Here is a 23,282-nt window from a genome sequence, read left to right on the forward strand (position 1 = left end):
CAGGGGTACCGGGTATCGAGCTGGTTACACGCAACCGACGGGGAGCCGGCGGCGGTGCCGTCGGACGGGCCCTTCAGAGGCCTTTCGGAGCCCCTTCGCAGGCCCGTCGGCAGGCCGTTCGCGGGACGGACCGCGCGCCGGTCCCGGCGCCGGTCCGGGCCGCACCCCACCGCTCCCCCACCGTGGTCGTAGGCTCGGTTCCATGACTGACGACGCAGCAGTGGTCCTGGAGCCGGGACGGCAGATCCAGACCCTCGACGAACTGACGGACGAACAGGCCGACGCCGTTCTCGCCCTGATCGAGGACGCGGCCCGCACCGACGGCACCACCGCCGTGTCCGAGCAGGGCCGGCTCCAGCTGCGCGGCGGAGCGCGGGAGGGGATCCGCCACTTCCTCCTGACCGCCGACGGGCGGCTCACCGCGTACGGGCAACTGGAGGACACCGACCCGGTGGAGGCCCCCGCCGCCGAGCTCGTCGTCCACCCCGCGCTGCGCGGGCGCGGGCACGGGCGGGCGCTGGGCAGCGCCCTGCTGGCCGCCTCCGGCAAGCGGATCCGGGTGTGGGCGCACGGCGGCAAGTCGGCGGCGCGTCACCTCGCGCAGGTGCTCGGGCTGACCCTGTTCCGCGAACTGCGCCAGCTCCGCCGCCCGCTCGGCGCGGACGCGGCGCCCCTGCCGGAGGCCGTCCTCCCCGCGGGCGTGACCGTACGCACCTTCGTGCCCGGCGCCGACGACGCCGCCTGGCTGGCCGTCAACGCGGCGGCCTTCGCCCACCACCCCGAGCAGGGCTCGCTCACGCAGCGGGACCTGAACGACCGCATCGCGCAGCCCTGGTTCGACGCCGCCGGCTTCTTCCTCGCCGAGCGCGACGGCGAACTGGTCGGCTTCCACTGGACGAAGGTGCACGCCGAGCAGCAGCTGGGCGAGGTCTACGTCCTCGGTGTGCGCCCCGGCTCGCAGGGCGGCGGCCTCGGCAAGGCCCTCACCGCGATCGGCCTGCGCCACCTGGCCGGGGCGGGCCTGCCCACGGCGATGCTCTACGTGGACGCCGACAACCCGGCGGCCCTGGCCGTGTACGCGGGCCTCGGCTTCTCCACCCACGAGGTGGACCTGATGTACCGCACGGAGAGCTGACCCGCGTCCGGAGCCGTGGGCCGGGGGGCCTTCCCCGGCCCACGGCTACTCGGCTACTCGGCTACTCGGCTACTCGGCGCCCAGCTTGCAGGCGCTCTCCGCCGTCGCCTTGGTCACCCCGCTGCCCTCGGTCAGGCCGGTCACACACTCGTCCTGGGCCCCGGTCAGCGCGATGTAGCAGGAGGCGCGGACGGATGCCGGAGCCTCGCCGCCCTTCAGCTCCCGCTCGACGTGGTTGATACAGGCCGAGACGTCCGCGGGGGCGGCCAGGGCGGTGGGAGCCGTCAGGGCCGCGCCGCCCAGGGCGAGGGTCAGACCGGTGAGGACACCTGCGATACGGGTCGACGTGCGCATGGGACGTACCTGCTCTCCGGGATCACCGCGCGGCCGCACCGCGACCCGTACCTGCCTCGGCGTACCGGGGCGTGCCGGGCCCAGCACGACGTACCGGACCACGCGGGAACGGCGCCGAGCACGCACGGCCGCGTACGGCCCCGGGCCCGGTCCCCGTACCGGACCGACTCGGCAGGACATCCCTCCCTCCTACCGACGCTAGAACACCCCCCGCCCCCACGCACCCGCAGGCCCCCAGGCCCCCGGCGCGGGCTTCGCGGACGCACCCCCGGCCCGCCGGACCCCCCGGCGACCCCACCGGGGCCACCCCGGGCGGTGACAGCCCCCGCCTCGCCGGCGCAGCCGCGGCTCCCCCTCTCCCGGTCGGCACGGAGCCGACCCCCGCACCTCCCCCAGCCGTCCTCCCGGACCCTGGAAGCCATACGCCATTAACCGCGCATTAATGCGCGGTCGCGAAGCTGACCGCATGCAGCCCCGACTCCGACTGACGGCCGACACTTCCGACGCGCCTGTCCTCCCGCGCGCGCGGAAGAATGGAGTCATGAGCCACAAGCCCAGCGCAGCCCCTTCCGAGGTACCCACCCAGCAGCCGGCGAACAAGTTCGCGTCCCCCTCCGCGCCATCGGCCGCCGACGTCTCCGCAGCCGCCGCCGCCCGCGCCGCGACCCCCGAGGCCGTGGCCGCGCGCGCCGCCACCGGCGCCCACGCCCGCCTGGGGTCCATAGCCGCCCACCGCCCGCACGTGGACCTGGAACCGGATCTCGACGCGGACCTGGACGCCTACGACGAGAAGGACGCCGGTGAGCTGCCCCCGGGCCGCTTCCTCGACCGGGAGCGCAGCTGGCTCGCCTTCAACGAGCGCGTCCTGGAGCTCGCCGAGGACCCCGCCACGCCGCTCCTGGAGCGCGCGAACTTCCTGGCGATCTTCGCCAGCAACCTCGACGAGTTCTTCATGGTCCGCGTCGCCGGCCTCAAGCGCCGCATCGCGACCGGCGTCGCCACCCGTTCGGCCTCAGGCCTGCAGCCCCGTGAGGTCCTCGACCTCATCTGGACCCGCTCGCGCGAGCTCATGGCCCGCCACGCCGCCTGCTTCCAGCAGGACATCTCCCCGCAGCTCGCCGAGGAGGGCGTCCACCTCATCCGGTGGCCCGACCTCACCGAGAAGGAGCAGGCGCGCCTCTTCACCCTGTTCCGCAACCAGATCTTCCCGGTGCTCACCCCGCTGGCCGTGGACCCCGCGCACCCGTTCCCGTACATCTCCGGCCTGTCCCTGAACCTGGCCGTGGTCGTACGCAATCCCGTCAGCGGCCACCGCCACTTCGCCCGGGTCAAGGTCCCCCCGCTCCTCTCCCGCTTCCTGGAAGCCTCCCCGCAGCGCTACGTCCCCCTCGAAGACGTCATCGCCGCGCACCTGGAAGAGCTGTTCCCCGGCATGGAGGTGCTCGCGCACCACATGTTCCGCGTGACCCGCAACGAGGACCTCGAAGTGGAGGAGGACGACGCGGAGAACCTCCTCCAGGCCCTCGAGAAGGAACTGATGCGGCGCCGCTTCGGCCCGCCGGTGCGCCTGGAGGTCGAGGAGTCCATCGACCCCGGCGTCCTGGACCTGCTCGTGCAGGAGCTGAAGGTCAACCCGTCCGAGGTGTACCCGCTCCCCGGCCCCCTCGACCTCACCGCCCTCTTCGGGATCGCCTCCCTGGACCGCCCGGAGCTGAAGTTCAAGAAGTTCGTCGCCGGCACGCACCGCGACCTCGCCGAGGTCGAGTCCGCGTCCGCGCCCGACATCTTCGCCGCGCTGCGCGAACGCGACGTCCTGCTCCACCACCCGTACGACTCCTTCTCCACCTCCGTGCAGGCCTTCCTGGAGCAGGCCGCCGCCGACCCGGACGTCCTCGCGATCAAGCAGACGCTGTACCGGACCTCCGGCGACTCCCCGATCGTGGACGCCCTGATCGACGCCGCCGAATCCGGCAAGCAGGTCCTCGTCCTCGTCGAGATCAAGGCCCGCTTCGACGAGCAGGCCAACATCAAGTGGGCCCGCAAGCTCGAGGAATCCGGCTGCCACGTCGTCTACGGGCTCGTCGGCCTCAAGACCCACTGCAAGCTGTCGCTCGTCGTCCGCCAGGAGGGCGACACGCTGCGCCGCTACTCCCACGTCGGCACCGGCAACTACCACCCCAAGACGGCACGGCTCTACGAGGACCTCGGCCTGCTCACCGCCGACTCCCAGGTCGGCGCGGACCTCTCCGACCTCTTCAACCGGCTGTCCGGCTACTCGCGCCGCGAGACCTACCGCCGGCTGCTGGTGGCCCCGCGCTCGCTGCGCGACGGCCTGATCTCCCGGATCGACAAGGAGGCCGCCCACCACAAGGCGGGCCGCCCCGCGTACGTCCGCCTCAAGATGAACTCGATCGTCGACGAGGCGCTCATCGACTCCCTCTACCGGGCCTCGCAGGCGGGCGTGCCCATCGACATCTGGGTCCGCGGCATCTGCGCGATCCGCCCCGGTGTCCCCGGGCTCTCGGACAACATCCGGGTCCGCTCGATCCTCGGCCGCTTCCTGGAGCACTCCCGGGTCTTCGCCTTCGGCAACGGCGGCGAACCCGAGGTGTACATAGGCAGCGCCGACATGATGCACCGCAACCTCGACCGCCGTATCGAGGCACTGGTCAGGGTCGCCGACCCGGCCCACCGCGCGGCACTGGACCGGCTGCTGGAAACCGGCATGTCCGACCTCACCACCTCCTGGCACCTGGGCCCCGACGGCGAATGGACCCGGCACAGCACGGACAGCGAGGGCCAGCCGCTGCGGCACGTTCAGGAGATGCTCATTGACGCCCGGAGGCGCCGGCGTGGCTCAGCCAAATCATGACCTGACCGCGACGGCGGCAGGCACCGTGCTCGGTACGTACCTGCGTGCGCAGGCCACCGCGTTCCTGCGGGGCCTGCGCCTGCACGAGGAGGGCGCGGCGAGCGGCGGCGCCGAGGGCACCGAGGCGGCGCGCAGCCTGCGGGGGGCTGCGCGCCGGATCTCCTGCTCCCTGTCCACCTTCAGGGCGGTGGCCGATTCCTCCTGGGCGGATTCACTGCGCACCGAGCTGGTCTGGCTCTCGGCGACGCTGGCCGACGAGCACGCCTACGCGGCCCGGCTGTCACGGCTGATGGACGCCCTGCAACGGCTGTCGGGGAGCCCCGAGGTACCGGCGCCCAGGGGGACGGCGGGCTCGCTGACCGTGGGCTCGGCCCGCGCGGGCGCCCTGCTGGAGCGCCAGCTCACCCTGGCCCGCACCCGGGCCCACTCCGCGACCCTGCAGGCGCTCGGCTCCTCCCGCTTCCACGCGGTCGCGGACGCGGTGGCGGTCCTGGCCTCCGAGGTCCCGCTGGACCCGGTAGCGGCGGGCGGCCGGGTGGGCGAGGTCCTGGTCCCCCTGGCCGAGGTGGCTCATTCCCGCCTGTCCACGGCGGTGCACTCCCTCCCCGCCCCCTCGCCCTCGCACCCGTACGACGCGGACCACGACGGCTCGTGGAACGAGGTGCGCCGCCTGCTGCGCGTCCACCGCTACGCCCAGGAGGCCCTGGGCGGCGACGTGGCCCGCCTGACGGCCGCGGGCGAGGCCCTGACCCGCCACCGCGACGCCGCGGAAGCCGCCGCCGCCTCCGCCACGGCGGCCCGCACCCCCCGCATCGCCCCGGCGACGGCGTACGCCCTGGGCGTCCTGCACGCGGACCAGCGCCACGAGGTCGAAGCCTCCCGCGCCACCTTCCAGCACATCTGGCAACCTGCCGATTCCAGCCACGCGGGCGTGTGACCCCTCCAGCCCCCACCCGGCGCCGCCGGCGGCCGAATCCGGCCCCGCCGGCGTGTGAGGCGCGGGATCCGGGGGCTGATCCCCGGCAACAGTGCCGCACACACCCGCAACGGCGCCGCACGCACCCGCGACGGGTCACGCATCGGTAACGGCGGGATAACAGAAGATGACCCCCAGTCGCGTCACGGGCCTCTCACACCACCCCGTCCGCCACGGTTCACCGTCCGTTCACTTACCCCGGTCGGCCGCTTCACCTGATCTGCCTAACTTCGGAGATGCAAGGGCGAGTCGCCGCGAAGGCGGAGGATTCACCCGGGCAACCGACGTAGTCCTCTTCGCACGCCGCCCCGATTCAGAAAGCGGCCGGCGGCTTCTGGAAGGAAACACCCGAAAGTGAAGCTTCAGCGCAAGAACATGCTTCGTGCCTCCGCCCTCGGGGCGCTCGTCGTGTCCGGCGCCCTGGTCCTCACGGCGTGCGGCTCGGACGACAACACCAAGAACGACGCCGGCGCCTCGGGCAAGCCTTCCGCCGCCGTGGGCGACATCAAGTGCGACGGCGCCAAGGGCAAGCTCCTCGCCTCGGGCTCCTCCGCGCAGAAGAACGCGATCGACCTGTGGGTCAAGAACTACATGGCGGCCTGCCCGGGCGTCGAGGTGAACTACAAGTCCTCCTCCTCCGGTGAGGGCATCGTCGCCTTCAACCAGGGCACCGTCGGCTTCGCCGGTTCGGACTCGGCGCTGAAGCCCGAGGCCGTCGAGGAGTCGAAGAAGATCTGCACCGGCGGTCAGGGCATCGACCTTCCGATGGTCGGCGGCCCCATCGCCATCGGCTTCAACGTCGCCGGCGTGGACAAGCTGGTCCTCGACGCCCCCACGATCGCCAACATCTTCAACGACAAGATCAAGAAGTGGGACGACGAGGCGATCAAGAAGCTGAACCCCGGCGTCACGCTTCCCGCCACCGCGATCCAGGCGCTCCACCGCTCCGAGGACTCGGGCACCACGGAGAACCTCGGCAAGTACCTCAAGACCGCCGCCCCCGAGGCCTGGACGTACGAGTCCTCGAAGAAGTGGCCGGCCCCGGGCGGCCTCGGCGCCTCCGGCTCCTCCGGTGTCGCTTCGCAGGTCAAGGCCGTTGACGGTGCGATCGGCTACTTCGAGCTCTCCTACGCCTCCGCGCAGAGCATCAAGACCGTGGACGTCGCCACCGGCGCTGCCGCTCCGGTCAAGGCCACGGGCGAGAACGCCTCCAAGGCCATCGCCGCCGCCAAGATCTCCGGCACCGGCGACGACCTGGCGCTGAAGCTCGACTACGCCACCAAGGCCGAGGGTGCCTACCCGATCGTCCTGGTGACCTACGAGGTCGTCTGCGACAAGGGCAACAAGGCCGAGACCCTCCCGACCGTGAAGTCCTTCCTGAACTACACCGCGTCCGACGCGGGCCAGAAGGTCCTGACCGACAACGGCTACGCGCCGATCCCGGCCGAGATCAACGCCAAGGTCCGCGAAGTCATCGCGAAGCTCGCCTAATACAGACCCCCGGGACCACCGGTCCGCTCCCCCCGTCCGGGGGGCGGACCGGCCCGGGGACCCTCCCCTCCACCCAGGGGATCCGGTGCACCGCCGCCAGGGGGCCTGCCCCCCATCCAGACCGGAAAGACCATGGCTTCCATCACACCCACCCAGATAGACAAGGCTCCGCCTGTCTCCAAGAGCGGAAGGTCCACCGGCCGCGCCGGTGACAAGATCTTCGCGGGCCTCTCCAAGGGCTCCGGCATCCTGCTCCTGGTGATCATGGCGTCGATCGCCGTCTTCCTCACCTACCGCACCTCCATCGCGCTGGCCGACAACGAGGGCAACTTCCTCACCACGTTCGACTGGAACGCGTCGGCCAATCCCCCCGTCTTCGGCATCGCCGTCCTGCTCTTCGGCACCGTCGTCAGCTCGATCATCGCGATGGCCATCGCGGTTCCGATCGCTGTCGGCATCGCCCTGTTCATCTCGCACTACGCGCCGCGCAAGCTGGCCGCCCCCCTCGCCTACGTGATCGACCTGCTGGCCGCCGTGCCGTCGATCATCTACGGCATCTGGGGCGCCCTCTTCCTCGTGCCGCAGCTCGCGGGGCTGAACCTGTGGCTCGACGAGTACATGGGCTGGACCTACGTCTTCGACAAGACCCAGGTCGGCGTCGCGCGCTCCCTCTTCACCGTCGGCATCCTGCTCGCGATCATGATCCTGCCGATCGTGACCAGCGTCAGCCGCGAGGTCTTCCTGCAGGTCCCGCGCATGAACGAGGAGGCCGCACTGGCCCTCGGCGCGACCCGCTGGGAAGTCATCCGCATGTCGGTACTGCCCTTCGGCCGCTCCGGAGTCATCTCCGCCTCGATGCTCGGCCTCGGCCGCGCGCTCGGCGAGACGATGGCCGTCGCGACCGTCCTCTCCCCGAGCTTCCTGATCTCCGGCCACATCCTGGACCCGGGCGGCGGCACGTTCGCGCAGAACATCGCCGCGAAGTTCGACGAGGCCAACGAGTTCGGCCGCGACGCCCTGATCGCCTCCGGCCTCGTGCTCTTCCTGCTCACCCTGCTGGTCAACGGCGCCGCCCGGCTGATCATCGCCCGTCGCAAGGACTTCTCGGGGGCGAACGCCTGATGAGCCACGCACTCCAGGACCCGCGCCCCTCCCGGGCCGCCAAGTCCGCCGCCCCCAGCAGCCTGACGCAGGGCCACCTGCCCCGCTGGGCCCCGGCCGGCATCGCCGTCGTCTCGACGGCGCTCGGCTCCGCCCTCGGCGCCCTCTTCGGCCTCCACAGCAAGATCCAGTGGGGTCTGCTCGCGGCCGCCCTGTTCGTGATCATCACGTACACGGCCAGCTCGATCGTCGAGAACCGCCGCCAGGCCAAGGACCGGGTCGCGACCTCCGTCGTCTGGGTCTGCTTCGTCCTCGCGCTCGTCCCGCTGCTCTCGCTGCTGTGGACGACCATCAGCCGCGGCATGACGGTCCTCGACGGGGACTTCCTCAGCCACTCGATGAACGGCGTGACCAGCTTCGAGCCCGGCGGCGGCGTCTACCACGCCCTCATCGGCACCATCGAGCAGGTCGCCCTGGCCACCGCGATCTCGGCCCCCATCGGCCTGCTGACCGCCGTCTACCTGGTCGAGTACGGCAAGGGCTCGCTCGCCAAGGCCGTCACCTTCTTCGTCGACGTCATGACCGGCATCCCCTCCATCGTCGCGGGTCTGTTCATCCTGACGACGTGGTACCTGATGCTCGACTTCGGCCCCTCCGGCTTCGCCGGCGCGATGGCCCTGTCGATCCTGATGATGCCCGTCGTGGTCCGCTCCACCGAGGAGATGCTCAAGCTCGTCCCGAACGAGCTGCGCGAGGCCGCCCTGGCCCTCGGTGTGCCGAAGTGGCGCGTGATCCTCAAGGTCGTGCTCCCCACGGCCATCGGCGGCATCGCCACCGGCGTGATGCTGGCCGTGGCCCGCATCGCGGGTGAGACCGCTCCGATCATGCTGCTGGTCTTCGGCACCCAGCTGATCAACAACAACCCCTTCGAAGGTGCCCAGTCCTCGCTCCCCCTGTACATCTGGGAGCAGTACAAGGTCGGCAGTGAAGCCTCCTACGACCGGGCCTGGGGCGCAGCGCTCGTCCTGATCGCCTTCGTCATGATCCTCAATCTGGTGGCTCGCGGCATCGCCCGCTGGAAGGCCCCCAAGACCGGTCGCTGACGCGATCAATGAAAGCGAAGTGACCACCATGGCAAAGCGAATCGACGTCAGCGGACTGTCCGCCTTCTACGGCACCCACAAGGCCATCGACGACATCTCGATGACCGTGGAGCCCCGCTCCGTGACGGCCTTCATCGGCCCCTCCGGCTGCGGCAAGTCCACCTTCCTGCGCACCCTGAACCGCATGCACGAGGTCACCCCCGGTGGCCGCGTCGAGGGCAAGGTGCTGCTGGACGACGAGAACCTGTACGGCCCCGGCGTGGACCCGGTCGCGGTCCGCCGCACGGTCGGCATGGTCTTCCAGCGCCCGAACCCCTTCCCCACCATGTCGATCTTCGACAACGTGGCCGCGGGTCTGCGCCTCAACGGCTCCTTCAAGAAGTCCGAGCTCGCGGAGATCGTCGAGAAGTCCCTCCAGGGCGCCAACCTCTGGAACGAGGTCAAGGACCGCCTGAACAAGCCCGGTTCCAGCCTCTCCGGCGGCCAGCAGCAGCGCCTGTGCATCGCCCGCGCCATCGCGGTCGAGCCCCAGGTCCTCCTGATGGACGAGCCCTGCTCGGCCCTCGACCCGATCTCCACCCTCGCCATCGAGGACCTGATCGGCGAGCTCAAGGAGCGCTTCACGATCGTCATCGTGACGCACAACATGCAGCAGGCGGCGCGCGTCTCCGACCGCACGGCCTTCTTCAACCTCTCCGCGGTCGGCCAGCCCGGCAAGCTGATCGAGATCGACGACACGGACCGGATCTTCTCGAACCCGTCCGTGCAGGCGACCGAGGACTACATCTCGGGCCGCTTCGGCTAAACCGGGATGTGATTGAGCGTCCTGCGGTGCTGCATGGCGGTGCCACCGCAAGGCGAATGGGCCGGTTCCCCCTGGGTGGGGGGAGCCGGCCCGCTTCTTTTCCACCCTCCACACGTCACCGCGCATCGTGATCTGGATCACAACAACCCTGCCCCCCACTCGCCGGTCATACGTACGCCAGCGACAAGTCGCGTACCGGGAACGGCCCTTGCGGCCGCCACCGGACACCGGGGGGATCCAATGCGTAGGACCACGTACCTGACGGCCGCCACATGCACCGCAGCCGTGCTGGCCGTCACCGGCCCGTCCCCCGCCACGGCCGCACCCATCGCTCCGGCGGCCACGGCGAAGTCCGTGGCCGAGGACTCCGCCGACTTCAACGGCGACGGTTACGCCGACCTGGCCGTCGGCGCCCCGCGCGCCACCGTCAACGGGATCAAGGGGGCCGGCCTCGTCTCCGTCGTCTACGGCTCCCCCACCGGCCTGCGCCACGACAAGCAGCAGCTGATCAGCCGCGCCACCCCCGGCATCCCTGGCGAGCCCACCGGCCTCGCCGGGGGCGTCGAGTCGGCCTACGGCGACCTGAACGCCGACGGCTACGACGACCTGGCGGTCATCTCCTCCGGGAAGGTCCTGGTGCTGTGGGGCAGTGCGTCCGGCATCTCGGGCGGAACCGACCTCCCGGCGGGCGCCGGAACCATCCAGTCACCCAGGGTCGAAACGAACTCGCTGGCGATCGGGGACGTCAACGGCGACGGCAAGGACGACCTCGTCCTGCCCGCCCAGGTCGGCACCACGAACACCAACTGGGGCATGGCCACGCGGCTCGGCCCCTTCGACCGCGCCACCGGGAAGCCGGCCTCCACCCAGTTCCGGGACACCCAGGCCATGGACGAAGTGTCCGCCAGTGGAGTCCGCGTAGGTGACATGACCGGCGACGGCATCGCCGACATCGTGACGATGGGTACAAGCACCCAGGGCGGGCACTTCAAAGCCCTCCTCCTCAAGGGCACCCCCGCCGGCCCGGTCCAGGGCGGCGGGCTCAACTCGCGTTACGGCGGCTCGTTCGGGGACATCAACGGGGACGGATACCGCGACTTCGTCGGCAGGCCCCAGGCGTTCGACTCGAAGATGACCGGCGCCATCACCGTCACCTACGGCGGCCCCGACGGCGTGAGCAAGACCCTGCCCGCCCGCGTCTACGACCAGGACTCCGCCGGCGTCCCGGGCGTCAACGAGAAGGGCGACCGCTGGGGCAACGACGTCACCCTCGGCGACATCGACCAGGACGGCTACGCCGACCTCGTCGTCGGTGCTTCCTGGGAGTCGGGCACGGAGGCCACCACCGAAGTGTCCGGTGCCGTCACCGTGCTGCGCGGCTCCAAGACCGGCCCGACCGGCACCGGTTCCCAGGTCTTCACCCAGAACTCGGCGGGCATCCCCAGCACCTCGGAGAAGTCCGACCACTTCGGCAGGGCGGTCACCCTCCTCGACGCGAACAAGGACGGCAAGCCCGAGCTGTACGTCGGCGGCAACGGCGAGGACACCTGGGTCGGCCGGGTCTGGCAGCTGCAGAACAGCGGCACGAGCCTGACCGGAACCGGTGCCACGTCCTTCAACCTGGGCGGCGGCTACGGCAGCGCCCACTTCGGCGCCTGGTTCGGCAAGTAGGCAACACGACGCCTCCGGGCCGGCCCCCTCCCGCCAAGGGGCCCGGCCCGCACCCCACCACCCATCGGTTCCACGGGGGACACCCAGCCCATGCGCACGCGCACGTTCCTCACCACAGCCGCCTGCATCGCCGCCGTCATCGGTCTCACCAGCCCGACCGCCGGCACCGCGACCCCGGCCGCCTCCCCGTCCACGGCCCGTGACACCGCCGACTTCAACGGCGACGGCTACCCCGACCTCGCGATCGGCGCCCACACCGCAACCGTCGACGGCGTCAAGCGGGCCGGCGCCTTCACCGTCGCCTACGGCTCGGCCACCGGACTGAGGTACGACCAGCCGGCCGTCAGCCAGGCCACCCCCGGCGTCCCCGACCACCCGGTCGAGGACGGCAAGTGGCACGAGGTCGCGGCCCACGGAGACTTCGACGGCGACGGCCACGACGACCTGTACATCCGCTGGATCGACAAGAACCTGATCCTCTGGGGCTCCCCGAGCGGTATCACGGGCGCCTCCACCACCCTCCCCGCGGGCAACCACACGGCCACCGACCCCACCCTGCTCGACGGCGCCTTCGGCAGCGGCGACGTCAACGGCGACGGCACCGCCGACCTCGTCATCCGCTCCCACGGCGGCCCCACCGTAGGCCTGAGCGTCCTGTACGGGCCGGTCGACCGCAGCACGGGCAGGCCCGCGTCCACCGTCTTCCGCGACATCGAGAAGGAAGACAAGATGGGCGGCCCCCGCGCCCTCTTCGTCGCGGACGTCACCGGCGACGGGTTCGCCGACGTCATCGTCAGCGGCGACCGCGACGACCGCGGCGACAAACCCAAGAGCAAGGTCCTCAAGGGCAGTCGCACCGGCCTGGTCAAGGGCAGCGGCACGTTCAAGCAGTACGCGGGGCACTCGCACGTCACCGGCTCCGCCTTCGGCGACCTCAACGGCGACGGGTACCTGGACCTGGCCGTCGGCCTCACCGCGACGCGGAGCGACATCGAGCGGGATGCCGTCAGCGTGAACTACGGGGGCCCCAAGGGCCTCAACACCACCGCGCCCGCCCGGCTCCTCACCCAGTCCTCCATCGGCGTCCCGGGCATCGCCGAGCTGGGCGACCTGTGGGGCAGCACCCTGGCGATCACCGACACCGACGGCGACGGATCCGCGGACCTGCTGGTCGGCGCGCCGTACGAGACCGCCGGCGACGAGACCACCACCGCCCGGTCCGGCGCCCTCACCGTGCTGCGCGGCAGCAGGACCGGCATCACCACCGCCGGCGCGCAGACCCTCACCCAGAACACCGTGGGCGTCCCCAGCACCTCCGACAGCAACGACCACTTCGGCTCCGCGCTCACCGCGATCGACACCGACAAGAACGGCGAGCCCGAGGTCTACGTGGGCGGCAACGGCGAGGACCTCTACGACGGCCGCGTCTGGAAGCTCCTCACGGTCCCCGGCACCGGCCTCACCGGCACCGGCGCCACCAGCTTCGGCCTGACCGCCTTCGGCGGCAGCTCGGGCGCCTCCAACTTCGGCTACCGCTTCGCCGGCTGACCCGGCAGCACCTCTACTCCCAAGGACCTTCACCATGCGCAAGCACACCCTGCTGACCGCCGTCGCGGGCGCGGCCACAGTCCTCGCCGTCGCGGGAACCGCCCCGGCCTCGGCTGCCGCTCCCACGGCGCCCGCCCCGGCGCTCGCCGCCCCCGACACCGCCGACTTCAACGCCGACGGCTACCCCGACCTCGCCATCGGCGCCCACACCGCCACCGTCAACGGGCTGAGCAAGGCGGGGGCGTTGTCCGTGGTCTACGGCTCGGCCACCGGCTTCCAGTACGACAAGGCGTCCGTCATCAGCCAGGCCACCGACGGCGTCGCGGGCGACCCCAGCGTGACCGGCAAATGGAGCCACGTCAGCGGCCACGGCGACTTCGACAAGGACGGCTACGACGACCTGCTGGTCTCCGACTACGGCCGCATCGAGATCCTCTGGGGCAGCAAGCGGGGCATCACGGGCTCCTCCGTCACCGTCCCGAACGGGAACCTGCCCAGCGGACCGGACCGCCTCTACGCCGCCGCCACCATCGGCGACGTCAACGGGGACGGCATCCCGGACATCCACTCGGTGAGCTGGGGCAGCGGCCGCCTCGGCCACGGTCTGGTCACCGAGTTCGGGCCGTTCGACCGGACCACGGGCAAGCCGAAGTCGATCGTCCGTCGCGACACCGCGTCCCTGGACGGCCACGAAACCGCCTCCATCAAGGTCGGCGACATGACCGGCGACGGCATCGGCGACATGCTGGTGGGCGGGGCCGACCGGAATTGGGTGTACAAGGCCACTCTGTTCAAGGGCACGCGCCCGGGCGGCCTGGTCAAGGTCGGCGCCGCGCCCGCCTTGATGAACCCCGGCGGCTTCGGCGACATCAACGGGGACGGTCACCAGGACTTCGCCAGCGGCGCCGGCGAGAAGGTGACCGTCGTCTACGGCGGCCCGAACGGCATCAGCACCACCCTCCCCTCCCGCTCGTACAGCCAGAGCAGCACGGGCGTGCCCGGCGTCAGCGAGACGGGCGACCTCTTCGGCCAGGCGGTCACCGTCGCCGACACCGACCAGGACGGCTACGCCGACGTCCTCATCGGCGCCCCCGGCGAAACCGGCACCGACCCGGCCACCACCGCCCGCTCCGGCGCCCTCACCATCCTGCGCGGCAGCAAGACCGGCATCACCACCACCGGCGCCAAGTCCTTCACCCAGAACTCCACCGGCGTCCCCAGCACCTCCGAGCTCGACGACAAGTTCGCCACCACCATCCGCGTCCTGGACAGCGACAAGAACGGCAAGCCCGAGGTCTACGTCGGCGGACACGGCGAGGACAACTTCACCGGCCGCGTCTGGAAGCTGAAGACCGACGCCACCGGCGTCATCGGGACCGGCGCCACCAGCTTCACCCTCACCGACCTCGGCGGCCCGAAGGGCCTCGCCTCCTTCGGCTTCCGCACCGCCGGCTGATTCCGAAAGGGCCTCCACCATGCGCAAGCAGCACCTCCTCACCCTGGCCGCCACGAGCGCGGCGGCCGCCGCCCTCGCCGCCACCGCCCTGACCCCCGCCGTCGCCGCCCCGGCCGCCGCGCCCCCCAGCGCCACCGCCGACTTCAACGGCGACGGCTACCCCGACCTCGCGACCAGCGCCCACAGCGCGACCGTCGGCGATCTCCCCCGAGCCGGGATGCTCTCCGTCCAGTACGGCTCCCGCACCGGCCTGCAGACCACGGCCGCGCTGATCTCCCGCGCCACCCCCGGCGTTCCCGGCGAGGTGACCGAGAACGGCGGGTTCGGCTCGATCTCCGGCCAGGGCGACGTGAACCACGACGGCTACACCGACCTGATCGTGCGCGACGGCCACGGGGTCCTCATCCTGCGCGGCAGCAAGGACGGCCTCACCGGCCGTGACCCAGGCCGGATCAATCACGGATCGCGCCTCCCCGACGGGTCGTACCTGTCACCGAATACGGCCGTCGCGGTCGGCGACGTCACCGGTGACGGCGTCCCCGACCTCCTCACGGTCGCCGACGAGTTCCAGGCGCCCGCCGGCAAGCTGGTGGTGTTCCAGGGACCCTTCGATTTCGCGACGGGCAAGCCGGCGGCGGTCCAGGTCCGCCACACCACGAACCTGGAAAGCCTCCGCATCATCGGGCTCTACGTCGCCGACATGACCGGAGACGGCACCGCGGACGTCATCGCCACGGGCTGGACCAATGGCGTGGTCTACCAGGGCGGGCCGGCCGGCCCGACCCCCGTCGGCGTGGTCAGGGGCCCGACCGACGGCGCGTTCGGCGACATCAACAAGGACGGCTACCAGGACTTCGTCGGCGGAGAGGCCAAGCAGTTCGACAAGGACGGCAGCCGGATCCACGTCTCCTACGGCGGCCCGAAGATGCCCCGCACCCTGCCCGAGGTGCTCACCTACACGCAGGACAGTCCCGGGGTCCCCGGCGTCGCGGAAGCCGACGACCGGTGGGGCAGCGCGGTCGCCGCCGGGGACACCGACGGCGACGGTTACGCCGACATCGTCGTCGGCGCCCCCTGGGAGACCGGCACCGACCTGACCGCCACGCACCAGTCCGGCTCGGTCACCGTGCTGCGCGGCAGCGCCTCGGGCATCACCGGGACCGGCTCCAAGGTGTTCACCCAGAACTCGGCGGGCGTCCCCAGCACCTCCGAGCGCTTCGACCACTTCGGCGCGCGCACGACCCTGCTCGACGCGGACAAGGACGGAAAGCCCGAGCTCTACGTCAGCGGGTACGGCGAGGACAGCTTCACCGGCCGGGTCTGGAAGCTGAAGACCGACACCACCGGCGTCATCGGCACCGGCGCCACCAGCCACAACCTGGCCGGCCTCGGCGGACCGGCCGGCCGCGCCCGCTTCGGCTACAGCTTCGGCACCGGAAAGCTCCCCCTGCCCTAACCCCCCGCACACCAGTGAGCCCCGCCGGATCAGCCGATCCGGCGGGGCTCACTGGTGTCCGTACGACTCGGACTCGTGCGGTCACACGAAGGCGAGGTTGACCACCCAGAAGCTGAGCGCCGCGACCAGCGCCGCGGCGGGCATGGTGATGAACCAGCCCAGGATGATGTTCTTGGCGACGCCCCAGCGGACCGCGTTCACCCGCTTGGTCGCGCCCACACCCATGATCGCCGAGGTGATCACGTGGGTGGTGGAGATCGGCGCGTGGAAGAGGAACGCCGAGCCGAACATGATCGAGGCGCCGGTGGTCTCCGCCGCGAAGCCCTGCGGCGGGTCCAGCTCGATGATCTTGCGGCCGAGCGTGCGCATGATGCGCCAGCCGCCCGCGTACGTACCCAGCGAGAGCATCACGGCACAGGCGATCTTGACCCAGACCGGGATCGAGTCGCCCGCGTTCTGCACGTCGGCGATGACCAGGGCCATCATCACGATGCCCATGGTCTTCTGCGCGTCCTGCAGACCGTGGCCGAGCGCCATGCCGGCCGCGGAGACCGTCTGCGCGATGCGGAAGCCGCGCTTGGCCTTGTGCGGGTTGGACCGGCGGAACATCCACATGATGGCGACCATCACCAGGTAGCCGACCACGAGGCCGACGACCGGCGAGATGAACATCGGGATGACGACCTTGTCGACCACGCCCGACCAGAGCACCTCGGTGCCGCCCGCCAGCGCCGCGCCCACCATGCCGCCGAACAGGGCGTGCGAGGAGGACGAGGGCAGGCCGAAGTACCAGGTGATCAGGTTCCACACGATCGCGCCGACGAGCGCCGCGAAGAGGATCCACATGCCCCGGTTGCCGTGGGGCGTCTCGATCAGGCCCTCGCTCACCGTCTTGGCGACCCCGCTGCCGAGGAAGGCACCGGCGAGGTTCATGACCGCGGCCATCGCGAGCGCGGCGCGCGGGGTCAGCGCACGGGTCGAGACCGAGGTCGCGATCGCGTTCGCGGAGTCGTGAAAACCATTCGTATACGTAAAGCCGAGCGCGACACCGATGGTCACGACCAGAGCGAAGGTGTCCACGAGGTTCAGGACTCCTTGACCGCGATGGTCTCCACCGTGTTCGCGACGTGCTCGAACGCGTCGGCCGCCTCTTCGAGCACGTCGACGATCTGCTTGAGCTTCAGCACCTCGATGGCGTCGTACTTGCCGTTGAAGAGCTGGGCGAGCAGCTTGCGGTGGATCTGGTCGGCCTGGTTCTCCAGACGGTTGACCTCGATCCAGTACTCGGTCAGGTTCTCCATCGTGCGCAGATGGGGCATGGCCTCGGCGGTCAGCTCGGCCGCGCGCGCCAGCACCTCGATCTGCTGCTCGACACCCTTGGGGAGCTCCTCCACGTTGTAGAGGACGACCAGGTCGACCGCCTCTTCCATGAAGTCCATGATGTCGTCGAGGCAGGACGCCAGCTTGTAGATGTCCTCGCGGTCGAACGGCGTGATGAACGAGGAGTTGAGCTGGTGGAAGATCGCGTGGGTGGCGTCGTCTCCCGCGTGCTCCGCTGCCCGCATCCGCTCCGCGATCTCGGCTCGGGCGGACATGTCCGCTCCGAGCAGTTCCATCAGGAGCTTCGAGCCCGTGACGATGTTGTCCGCGGATGCGGCGAACATGTCGTAGAAGCTCGTCTCCCTGGGGGTCAGACGAAATCGCACGTGAGGTCCTCGGGGTGCATTGGATTCGGTCAGGCTGATGCTAGGCGCATCCCCCGGCCACGGCTAACCGGCAGTTCCCCAGTGTCCTCCATCAGGCAGAGTGAGGACACCGGGCCCCTGCCCCTGCGGCCAGGGGCCGGTACCCTATACCCATGAGGGGTATAGGTCCCCCATTCCGGACCACGGGAGGACGCATGACTGCCATCCAGGCGGAGGGCTCCGGAGCCACCACGGACACGGGCGCCGACACGGACACGGGCGCTGACACGGGCGTCGAAGCGGGCGCCGTCGCGGTGCACGGCTACCACCACCAGAAGGACGAGCACCTCAAGCGCCTGCGCCGGATCGAGGGCCAGATCCGGGGTCTCCAGCGCCTCGTGGACGAGGACGTCTACTGCATCGACATACTCACCCAGGTCTCGGCGAGCACGAAGGCGCTCCAGTCCTTCGCGCTCCAGCTACTGGAGGAGCACCTGCGGCACTGCGTCGCCGACGCGGCCGTCAAGGGCGGGGGAGAGATCGACGCCAAGGTCGAGGAAGCGACGAAGGCGATCGCCCGGCTGCTGCGCACCTGACCGGGGGACGGGGGGTCAGCCGGACCAGACGCCCATCAGCACCTCGTCGATCCGGTCCTGGCTGAGTCTCTCCTCGGCCACGGCCGACGCCGCGATGATCAGCTCCCCGCACAGTTCGATCTCGGCCAGAGCCACGAGGTCCTGCACCGTCGAACCGCCTGCGGGAGTCACGCGTGTCACCTCAATCTGCCGTCGTCCGGTTGCCGGCGCTCGGCTTCTCAGCGTAGGGAGCGCGCGGCGCGGCGCACATGACACGGATGGACCATTTCCGGCCCCCCCACACTGGACCGCCGGCCGGTCATGGCCCGATCGCGCCGCCCCCGGGGGCTCCGGGGACTCCGGCCGGCTAATCGGCGATCTTCCCGGCGTAGATGTCTCCCTCGGCAGGCAGTACGACGGTGACCGGGGTCCCGAAGCCGTAGAGCAGCGTGGTGGAGGACACGTCGATCACGCCGTTGTTGACGTACGTGAAGCGGTGGCGGACCTTCCGCAGCAGGCCCTCGGCGTCGAGGTAGGCGTCGAAGGGCACCGCGCCCTTGCTGAACCCTTTCGCCGCCGCCTCCAGCGCGCCCTTCACCGCCGGTGAGGCCTGCGCCGCGGCCCGCGCGATGTCCGTCGTCCCCCGGAAGTGCCGCACCTTGGTCCCGGCCACCTCGGTCTCGCCCACGTAACTCACCTCCCGCGCCCCGCGCAGCAGCTCCGCGGCGGCCATCGGGTCGGTGGCCCCGCCGGTGACGAGGTTCCCGTCGGCGAGGGCCGTCGTGTCGATGCGGACCCACTTGTCGTCGGGGACGCCCGCGCCCCGGTTCTTCATGTAGAGCGCGCCCGGTACGAGCAGCTCGGTGATGGGCCGGTGTTCCGCCTTGCCCTTGGCGTCGTCGGGGAGCATGACCAGCAGCTGCCCCATCCGGTTCTTGAAGTCGACCCCGCCCTCGCCCCGGATCGTGACCCGCGTGCCGCCCGTCGCCATCTCCATGGCCGTACGGGCCTGCGCGCTCCCGGTCGCCAGGAGCGCGTCGGCGGCCCCGCGGACCGTCGCCGCCGGGTCCTCGGCGGGCCGGGCGTCGTCGCCCGCGACGGCGTCGCCACCGCATCCGCTCAACGCCGCCACCGTCAGGGCCAGGCCGACCGCGGCCGCAGCCCGACCCGCGCGTCCCGGCCTCCGCCTGTGCTGGTGCACCACCATCGCCTGCCAACCCCCAACGCGTGACCGCTGTTTGCCCGAGGCCCCCACCCGCTCCGCTTAACGAGGTCCCGGGCCTCCCGTCACGGCCACGGCCTCCTCGCGCCGGGGCAGTGCCCCGCCCGCCCCGGGCCCGGTACCTTGGTGGAGTGGAACCGCACACCGAAGCGACTCTCGTCCCTCCGCTTGCCGCAGTGCCGCTGCCCCGCACCCCCGGTCCCGGCACCGACCCGGCGCAGACACCGCCCACCGATCACGCCACCAGCACCTCGGACCGCGGCTCGTTCAGCCTCGCCGTCTGCACCTGTGGCTGGCGCGGCCCGGCCCGCCGCTCCCGCGACCTGGCCCGCAAGGACGCCTCGGGCCACGCCCCGGCGTAACCAGGGACCTCAGCGCCACGGACCCGGCACCCCTGCCCGCCCTCCCGGGTTCGCTCGATCGGACGGCCCGGCTGGCCGACGCGCGCGGGAGCGGTTGCCCTTGACTCATGCCCGGACCCGCGCCCCGACTCGCCGCCCTCACCTGGGCCCTGCTGATCGCGTTCGCCCCCGCCACACCGGCCCGGGCCAGCCCCGTGGGCACGGCGGACGGGCCCGGCGACGTCGCCCTGGCCATCGGGGTCACCACGACCGCGGCCGCCGCGACCGGCCTGTGGCTGCGTTCCCGCTACCGGCGCTCCGACGCGGAGGCGGATGCGGACGCCGCGGACCCCGGCGGCGATCCGTGACCCCGCCCCCGCGCTCCCGTCCGGCCGCGGTCCGGGTCTGCTTCGGGGTCGCGGCGCTGTGCCTGCTGGCGGCCGTGGTGCTGAGCGTCTGGGACTCGTACCGCATCGGCTGACGCCCCGGGCACCGCCCGGAGCCGCCGGTCAGCCCGTCAGGCCGCGAGGTCGCTCTCGTGCCCGCGCCCCGGCGGCGGCGTCGCCGCGAGGTCCACCGGCCGGGCCACCACCCGGTCGCGCGAGCGGACCAGGACGCCGAGCCGCGGGGACCGGGCGACCGCCCGTACCGCCGGGGTCAGCAGCGCCATCGCGAGCGGCGCGAGCAGCAGCACCACCGCGGTGCCCAGGGCGAGCCCGCCGATGACGTCGGTCGGATAGTGCAGGCCCATGTAGACCCGCGTGAACCCTTCCAGCAGGGCCAGCCCGATCCCGATGAAGCCGAACCCGCGGTGGGCCACGAACAGGCCGACGCCGAGCGCCATCGCGAGCGTGGTGTGGTCGCTGACGAAGGAGAAGGCGCTGTCGCCGATCCCGGCGCCGGGGTCCAGCACCTCGACCCGTCCGTGCTGCGCGGCCGGCCACGGCCGGCCCACGAACTCCCGCAGCGGAACGTTCAGGAGCAGCGCGGCCCCGGCGGCGAGCGGGGCCCACACGAGCGCCGCGAAGGACTCGACGGCGGCGGACTCGTCCTGCCGGCGCGCTCCGCGCCAGCACCAGAGCACCAGGAGCACGAGGGCCAGCAGGATCCCGTACTCGCCGAGGAGCACGACCGTCCGGTCGAGCCAGTGCGGGGCGTGCCGCGCCAGTCCGTTGATCTCGTACAGCAGGCTTACATCCACGTTCGGCCCACCTGTTGTGAGTCCAGCCATGGTGGTGCGGCCCCTTGCCCTTGCCTCGGTACCCGTGCGGCCGCACCCCGATGTGCGGCCCTTGGCCCCCCGGTGATCAATCCGGTACTTCCGCTCGTCTGCCCCCGGTGACCATGGAACGCCCGTTCTGGCGGCTACGTTCCACTCTCCACTGAATGATCACCCCAACGTTATCGAAGAGTGACTCATCGTCGCAGCTCAGGGCCTTTGCTTCACGCTGTGTTGCCGACGCCCTCGCGCCGGGGCAGCGCCTCCGCACCGTCCTTCGTCACGCGCGTCGCACCGAAGTAGTCGGGCGTGTCGATCTTGTCGAAGCGGATCACGGCTCCGGTGAACGGGGCGTTGATCATGTACCCGCCGCCCACGTAGAGCCCGACGTGCCGGATCTCCCGGGAGTTCGTCAGATCGTCGGAGAAGAACACCAGGTCCCCCGGAAGCAGTTCCGCGCGCGAGGGATGCGGACCGGCGTTGTACTGGTCGTTCGCCACGCGCGGCAGATCGATCCCCACCGACTCGTACGCGGCCTGGGTCAGCCCCGAGCAGTCGAACCGCCCGCCTTGCTCGGGCGTCCCGTTCCCGCCCCACAGGTACGGGGTCCCCAGCTGCTTCTGCGCGAAGTAGATCGCCCCGGCGGCCTGCTGCGAGGGCGCCACCCGCCCGATGGGCGCCTCGAAGCTCTTGGAGAGGTTCGTGATCGTCTTCACGTACCCCTGGGTCTCCCGGTACGGCGGGACGCCCCCGTACTGCTTCACCGCGCCGGGACCCGCGTTGTAGGCGGCCAGCATGTTCTTCACCGGGTCCCCGGGCACCTTGGACACGTACCGCGCCAGTTCGCAGTCGTACGAAGCCGCCGACGGGATCGCGTCGTTCGGGTCCCAGATGTCACGGTCCCCGTCGCCGTCACCGTCGATGCCGTGCGTCGCCCACGTCCCCGGGATGAACTGCGCGATGCCCCGCGCGTCGGCCGGACTCACCGCGCCCGGGTTCCAGCCGCTCTCCGAGTAGAGCTGGGCGGCGAGCAGCGCGGGGCTGAGCGTCGGGCAGAGGTTGCCCCACTTCTGCACGAGGGACTGGTACTTCCCCGGCACGGCCCCCTTCGCGAGCCCGCCGGCCCGCCCGCCCGCGCCGGTCGCGATGCCCGCGGCCGCCGAGTACGTACCGACCACGAGCAGGGCGAGAAAGCACAGGCACGCCCCGAAGCTGATTCCACCGACCACCCAGAGTCTGCGCACCCGCCAACCTTCCCCCATCGAACGGCTTTTCCCGGGGCTCCCGCCACCCCGTGTCGAATCATCCCGCCGGGGGACCGGCACAGGAACCGCCCCACCCGGGGCACTTGGAGCACAGTTCGCGGCGGACGAGTGAACTCATAGGACGATACGAAGTACTTGTGCCCCTGGGGTCCTACCCCCTCGGCGCCACGAACAGGCTCTGCGCGCTCCGCCCGATCGGCCCCTTCTCGTCGTGCAGCCGTGCGTCCGCCAGCCCGATGCCCGCCGCGTCCACGCTCGTACGGGCCTCCACGCACACCCATTCACCGGCCGGATGGCGGTGCAGGTGCACGGTGAGGTCGCCGTTGACGAAGAGGTACCGGCCGAAGTCCACGACGGAGCTGATGCCGTTGCCCGAATCCGCCGCGACCAGCACCCGGTCCAGCGGCCGCGGCTCCTCCCCGGCCACGAGCGGCACCCGCATCCGCATCCAGCAGGTCCCGGGACCGAGTTCGACGAACGCGCCCCGCGTGAAGCGCGTCTCCATCGCCGAGTGGTAGCCCTGCTCCCACGGCACCGGGAAGAACGGCGTGGGCCCCACCTCCCCCGGCGGCGGCAGCTCCGGCCCCGGCACGACGGACGGTACGGACTCCCCCGCCACCCGGATCCGCAGCGCCCGCGCCAGCATCACGGGCGCGGCCCCGGCGGGGGCCAGCGCGGCCTCCACCACCTCGGTACCGCGGCCGGCCCGCAGCACGCTGGTCGTCAGCTCCAACGGGCCGATCGGCACCGGCCGCAGGATCTCGTAGGTGATCCGGGCGATCCGCATGTCGCCCCGCCCGCCCGGCCGCTCCTCGATCGCCCGCCCGAGCAGCGCGGCCGGCGGTCCGGCGTGCTGCGAGCCCGGATCCCACGGGCCGCGCGTGTAGCCGCTCGCCAGGAACCGCCCCGCGTCGACCCGCTCGTAGAACGCGTCGACGCCACTGACATCGCCGCCATCGCTGACACCACTCCCGGCACCCATGGCCGCCACGCTACCGAGTGGTAAT

The 23,282-nt window shown here is 71.4% G+C and carries 22 protein-coding genes; 14 read left to right on the forward strand and 8 right to left on the reverse strand.

Annotation, left to right across the window (positions count from 1 at the left end):
• The first annotated feature begins 202 nt into the window (after positions 1–202).
• Positions 203–1,135: a mycothiol synthase gene (mshD, locus tag ACODT5_RS36415; protein ID WP_422523328.1), complete on the forward strand. Its 933-nt coding sequence runs from the start codon at positions 203–205 to the stop codon at positions 1,133–1,135.
• 69 nt (positions 1,136–1,204) lie between these two features.
• On the opposite strand, the gene ACODT5_RS36420 is transcribed toward mshD, so the two are convergent.
• Positions 1,205–1,489: a hypothetical protein gene (locus tag ACODT5_RS36420; protein ID WP_422523329.1), complete on the reverse strand. Its 285-nt coding sequence runs from the start codon at positions 1,487–1,489 to the stop codon at positions 1,205–1,207.
• A gap of 541 nt (positions 1,490–2,030) precedes the next feature.
• Between ACODT5_RS36420 and ACODT5_RS36425 the strand changes: the two genes are divergently transcribed.
• The 10 genes from ACODT5_RS36425 to ACODT5_RS36470 all read left to right on the forward strand — a co-directional run bounded on the left by ACODT5_RS36425 (position 2,031) and on the right by ACODT5_RS36470 (position 15,968).
• On the forward strand, positions 2,031–4,361 hold the full coding sequence (locus tag ACODT5_RS36425) for an RNA degradosome polyphosphate kinase (RefSeq protein WP_422523330.1): 2,331 nt from the start codon (positions 2,031–2,033) through the stop codon (positions 4,359–4,361).
• Complete coding sequence (locus ACODT5_RS36430; protein ID WP_422523331.1) at positions 4,342–5,298, forward strand: CHAD domain-containing protein; 957 nt, start codon at positions 4,342–4,344, stop codon at positions 5,296–5,298. The genes ACODT5_RS36425 and ACODT5_RS36430 overlap by 20 nt, the downstream gene beginning before the upstream one ends.
• Before the next feature lie 393 nt (positions 5,299–5,691).
• Positions 5,692–6,828: a phosphate ABC transporter substrate-binding protein PstS gene (pstS, locus tag ACODT5_RS36435; protein WP_422523332.1), complete on the forward strand. Its 1,137-nt coding sequence runs from the start codon at positions 5,692–5,694 to the stop codon at positions 6,826–6,828.
• Positions 6,829–6,960: 132 nt separating this feature from the next.
• Positions 6,961–7,950 (forward strand): phosphate ABC transporter permease subunit PstC, encoded by a 990-nt coding sequence (pstC, locus tag ACODT5_RS36440; RefSeq protein WP_422523333.1) that lies wholly within the window; start codon positions 6,961–6,963, stop codon positions 7,948–7,950.
• Entirely contained in the window at positions 7,950–9,032 is a 1,083-nt protein-coding gene (pstA, locus tag ACODT5_RS36445) for a phosphate ABC transporter permease PstA (protein ID WP_422523334.1), read from the forward strand. Before pstC ends, pstA begins: the two co-directional genes overlap by 1 nt.
• 28 nt (positions 9,033–9,060) lie before the next feature.
• On the forward strand, positions 9,061–9,837 hold the full coding sequence (gene pstB, locus ACODT5_RS36450; RefSeq protein WP_422523335.1) for a phosphate ABC transporter ATP-binding protein PstB: 777 nt from the start codon (positions 9,061–9,063) through the stop codon (positions 9,835–9,837).
• Positions 9,838–10,077: 240 nt separating this feature from the next.
• The gene (locus ACODT5_RS36455) at positions 10,078–11,508 is read left to right on the forward strand and encodes an FG-GAP-like repeat-containing protein (RefSeq protein WP_422523336.1); all 1,431 of its coding nucleotides are present in this window, start codon (positions 10,078–10,080) and stop codon (positions 11,506–11,508) included.
• A gap of 90 nt (positions 11,509–11,598) precedes the next feature.
• Positions 11,599–13,056, forward strand: coding sequence for a VCBS repeat-containing protein (locus ACODT5_RS36460; protein WP_422523337.1), 1,458 nt, complete (start codon positions 11,599–11,601; stop codon positions 13,054–13,056).
• A 34-nt stretch (positions 13,057–13,090) separates the two neighbouring features.
• Positions 13,091–14,512: an FG-GAP and VCBS repeat-containing protein gene (locus tag ACODT5_RS36465; protein ID WP_422523338.1), complete on the forward strand. Its 1,422-nt coding sequence runs from the start codon at positions 13,091–13,093 to the stop codon at positions 14,510–14,512.
• A gap of 19 nt (positions 14,513–14,531) precedes the next feature.
• On the forward strand, positions 14,532–15,968 hold the full coding sequence (locus ACODT5_RS36470) for an FG-GAP and VCBS repeat-containing protein (RefSeq protein ID WP_422523339.1): 1,437 nt from the start codon (positions 14,532–14,534) through the stop codon (positions 15,966–15,968).
• Positions 15,969–16,049: 81 nt separating this feature from the next.
• On the opposite strand, the gene ACODT5_RS36475 is transcribed toward ACODT5_RS36470, so the two are convergent.
• Together ACODT5_RS36475 and ACODT5_RS36480 are read right to left on the reverse strand one after the other, a co-directional pair.
• Positions 16,050–17,048: an inorganic phosphate transporter gene (locus ACODT5_RS36475; protein WP_422523340.1), complete on the reverse strand. Its 999-nt coding sequence runs from the start codon at positions 17,046–17,048 to the stop codon at positions 16,050–16,052.
• Positions 17,049–17,053: 5 nt separating this feature from the next.
• A complete protein-coding gene (locus ACODT5_RS36480) occupies positions 17,054–17,674 on the reverse strand; it encodes a DUF47 domain-containing protein (RefSeq protein WP_422523341.1) in 621 nt (206 codons plus the stop codon).
• Between the two features lie 194 nt (positions 17,675–17,868).
• Here ACODT5_RS36480 and ACODT5_RS36485 point away from each other — a divergent pair, with 194 nt between their 5' ends.
• A complete protein-coding gene (locus ACODT5_RS36485; protein ID WP_422523342.1) occupies positions 17,869–18,249 on the forward strand; it encodes a metal-sensitive transcriptional regulator in 381 nt (126 codons plus the stop codon).
• Positions 18,250–18,264: 15 nt separating this feature from the next.
• Here the strand turns inward: ACODT5_RS36485 and ACODT5_RS36490 are convergent, their stop codons facing one another.
• Positions 18,265–18,420, reverse strand: a complete 156-nt coding sequence (locus ACODT5_RS36490) for a hypothetical protein (RefSeq protein ID WP_250744641.1) — start codon at positions 18,418–18,420, stop codon at positions 18,265–18,267.
• A gap of 175 nt (positions 18,421–18,595) precedes the next feature.
• Complete coding sequence (locus ACODT5_RS36495) at positions 18,596–19,435, reverse strand: SCO4651 family lipoprotein (RefSeq protein WP_422523343.1); 840 nt, start codon at positions 19,433–19,435, stop codon at positions 18,596–18,598.
• A gap of 146 nt (positions 19,436–19,581) precedes the next feature.
• Between ACODT5_RS36495 and ACODT5_RS36500 the strand changes: the two genes are divergently transcribed.
• Together ACODT5_RS36500 and ACODT5_RS36505 are read left to right on the forward strand one after the other, a co-directional pair.
• Positions 19,582–19,812, forward strand: a complete 231-nt coding sequence (locus tag ACODT5_RS36500) for a hypothetical protein (RefSeq protein WP_422523344.1) — start codon at positions 19,582–19,584, stop codon at positions 19,810–19,812.
• Positions 19,813–19,919: 107 nt separating this feature from the next.
• Complete coding sequence (locus ACODT5_RS36505; protein WP_422523345.1) at positions 19,920–20,159, forward strand: hypothetical protein; 240 nt, start codon at positions 19,920–19,922, stop codon at positions 20,157–20,159.
• A 149-nt stretch (positions 20,160–20,308) separates the two neighbouring features.
• Here ACODT5_RS36505 and ACODT5_RS36510 read toward each other — a convergent pair whose 3' ends face one another.
• The 3 genes from ACODT5_RS36510 to ACODT5_RS36520 all read right to left on the reverse strand — a co-directional run bounded on the left by ACODT5_RS36510 (position 20,309) and on the right by ACODT5_RS36520 (position 23,257).
• Complete coding sequence (locus ACODT5_RS36510; protein WP_422523346.1) at positions 20,309–21,022, reverse strand: phosphatase PAP2 family protein; 714 nt, start codon at positions 21,020–21,022, stop codon at positions 20,309–20,311.
• A gap of 212 nt (positions 21,023–21,234) precedes the next feature.
• The gene (locus ACODT5_RS36515; protein ID WP_422523347.1) at positions 21,235–22,254 is read right to left on the reverse strand and encodes a C40 family peptidase; all 1,020 of its coding nucleotides are present in this window, start codon (positions 22,252–22,254) and stop codon (positions 21,235–21,237) included.
• A gap of 172 nt (positions 22,255–22,426) precedes the next feature.
• Positions 22,427–23,257 (reverse strand): thioesterase family protein, encoded by an 831-nt coding sequence (locus tag ACODT5_RS36520; protein WP_422523348.1) that lies wholly within the window; start codon positions 23,255–23,257, stop codon positions 22,427–22,429.
• Between the last annotated feature and the right edge of the window lie 25 nt (positions 23,258–23,282).

It is taken from the genome of Streptomyces tatrensis (assembly GCF_049310065.1).
Taxonomy (GTDB): Bacteria; Actinomycetota; Actinomycetes; order Streptomycetales; family Streptomycetaceae; genus Streptomyces.

Excerpts from the sequence above, each read along its gene's own strand:
- mshD (WP_422523328.1), top strand. The coding sequence starts at position 203 with ATGACTGACGACGCAGCAGTGGTCCTGGAGCCGGGACGGCAGATCCAG.
- ACODT5_RS36420 (WP_422523329.1), bottom strand. The coding sequence starts at position 1,489 with ATGCGCACGTCGACCCGTATCGCAGGTGTCCTCACCGGTCTGACCCTC.
- ACODT5_RS36425 (WP_422523330.1), top strand. The coding sequence starts at position 2,031 with ATGAGCCACAAGCCCAGCGCAGCCCCTTCCGAGGTACCCACCCAGCAG.
- pstC (WP_422523333.1), top strand. The coding sequence starts at position 6,961 with ATGGCTTCCATCACACCCACCCAGATAGACAAGGCTCCGCCTGTCTCC.
- pstA (WP_422523334.1), top strand. The coding sequence starts at position 7,950 with ATGAGCCACGCACTCCAGGACCCGCGCCCCTCCCGGGCCGCCAAGTCC.
- pstB (WP_422523335.1), top strand. The coding sequence starts at position 9,061 with ATGGCAAAGCGAATCGACGTCAGCGGACTGTCCGCCTTCTACGGCACC.
- ACODT5_RS36455 (WP_422523336.1), top strand. The coding sequence starts at position 10,078 with ATGCGTAGGACCACGTACCTGACGGCCGCCACATGCACCGCAGCCGTG.
- ACODT5_RS36460 (WP_422523337.1), top strand. The coding sequence starts at position 11,599 with ATGCGCACGCGCACGTTCCTCACCACAGCCGCCTGCATCGCCGCCGTC.
- ACODT5_RS36465 (WP_422523338.1), top strand. The coding sequence starts at position 13,091 with ATGCGCAAGCACACCCTGCTGACCGCCGTCGCGGGCGCGGCCACAGTC.
- ACODT5_RS36470 (WP_422523339.1), top strand. The coding sequence starts at position 14,532 with ATGCGCAAGCAGCACCTCCTCACCCTGGCCGCCACGAGCGCGGCGGCC.
- ACODT5_RS36485 (WP_422523342.1), top strand. The coding sequence starts at position 17,869 with ATGACTGCCATCCAGGCGGAGGGCTCCGGAGCCACCACGGACACGGGC.
- ACODT5_RS36495 (WP_422523343.1), bottom strand. The coding sequence starts at position 19,435 with ATGGTGGTGCACCAGCACAGGCGGAGGCCGGGACGCGCGGGTCGGGCT.
- ACODT5_RS36505 (WP_422523345.1), top strand. The coding sequence starts at position 19,920 with ATGCCCGGACCCGCGCCCCGACTCGCCGCCCTCACCTGGGCCCTGCTG.
- ACODT5_RS36510 (WP_422523346.1), bottom strand. The coding sequence starts at position 21,022 with ATGGCTGGACTCACAACAGGTGGGCCGAACGTGGATGTAAGCCTGCTG.
- ACODT5_RS36520 (WP_422523348.1), bottom strand. The coding sequence starts at position 23,257 with ATGGGTGCCGGGAGTGGTGTCAGCGATGGCGGCGATGTCAGTGGCGTC.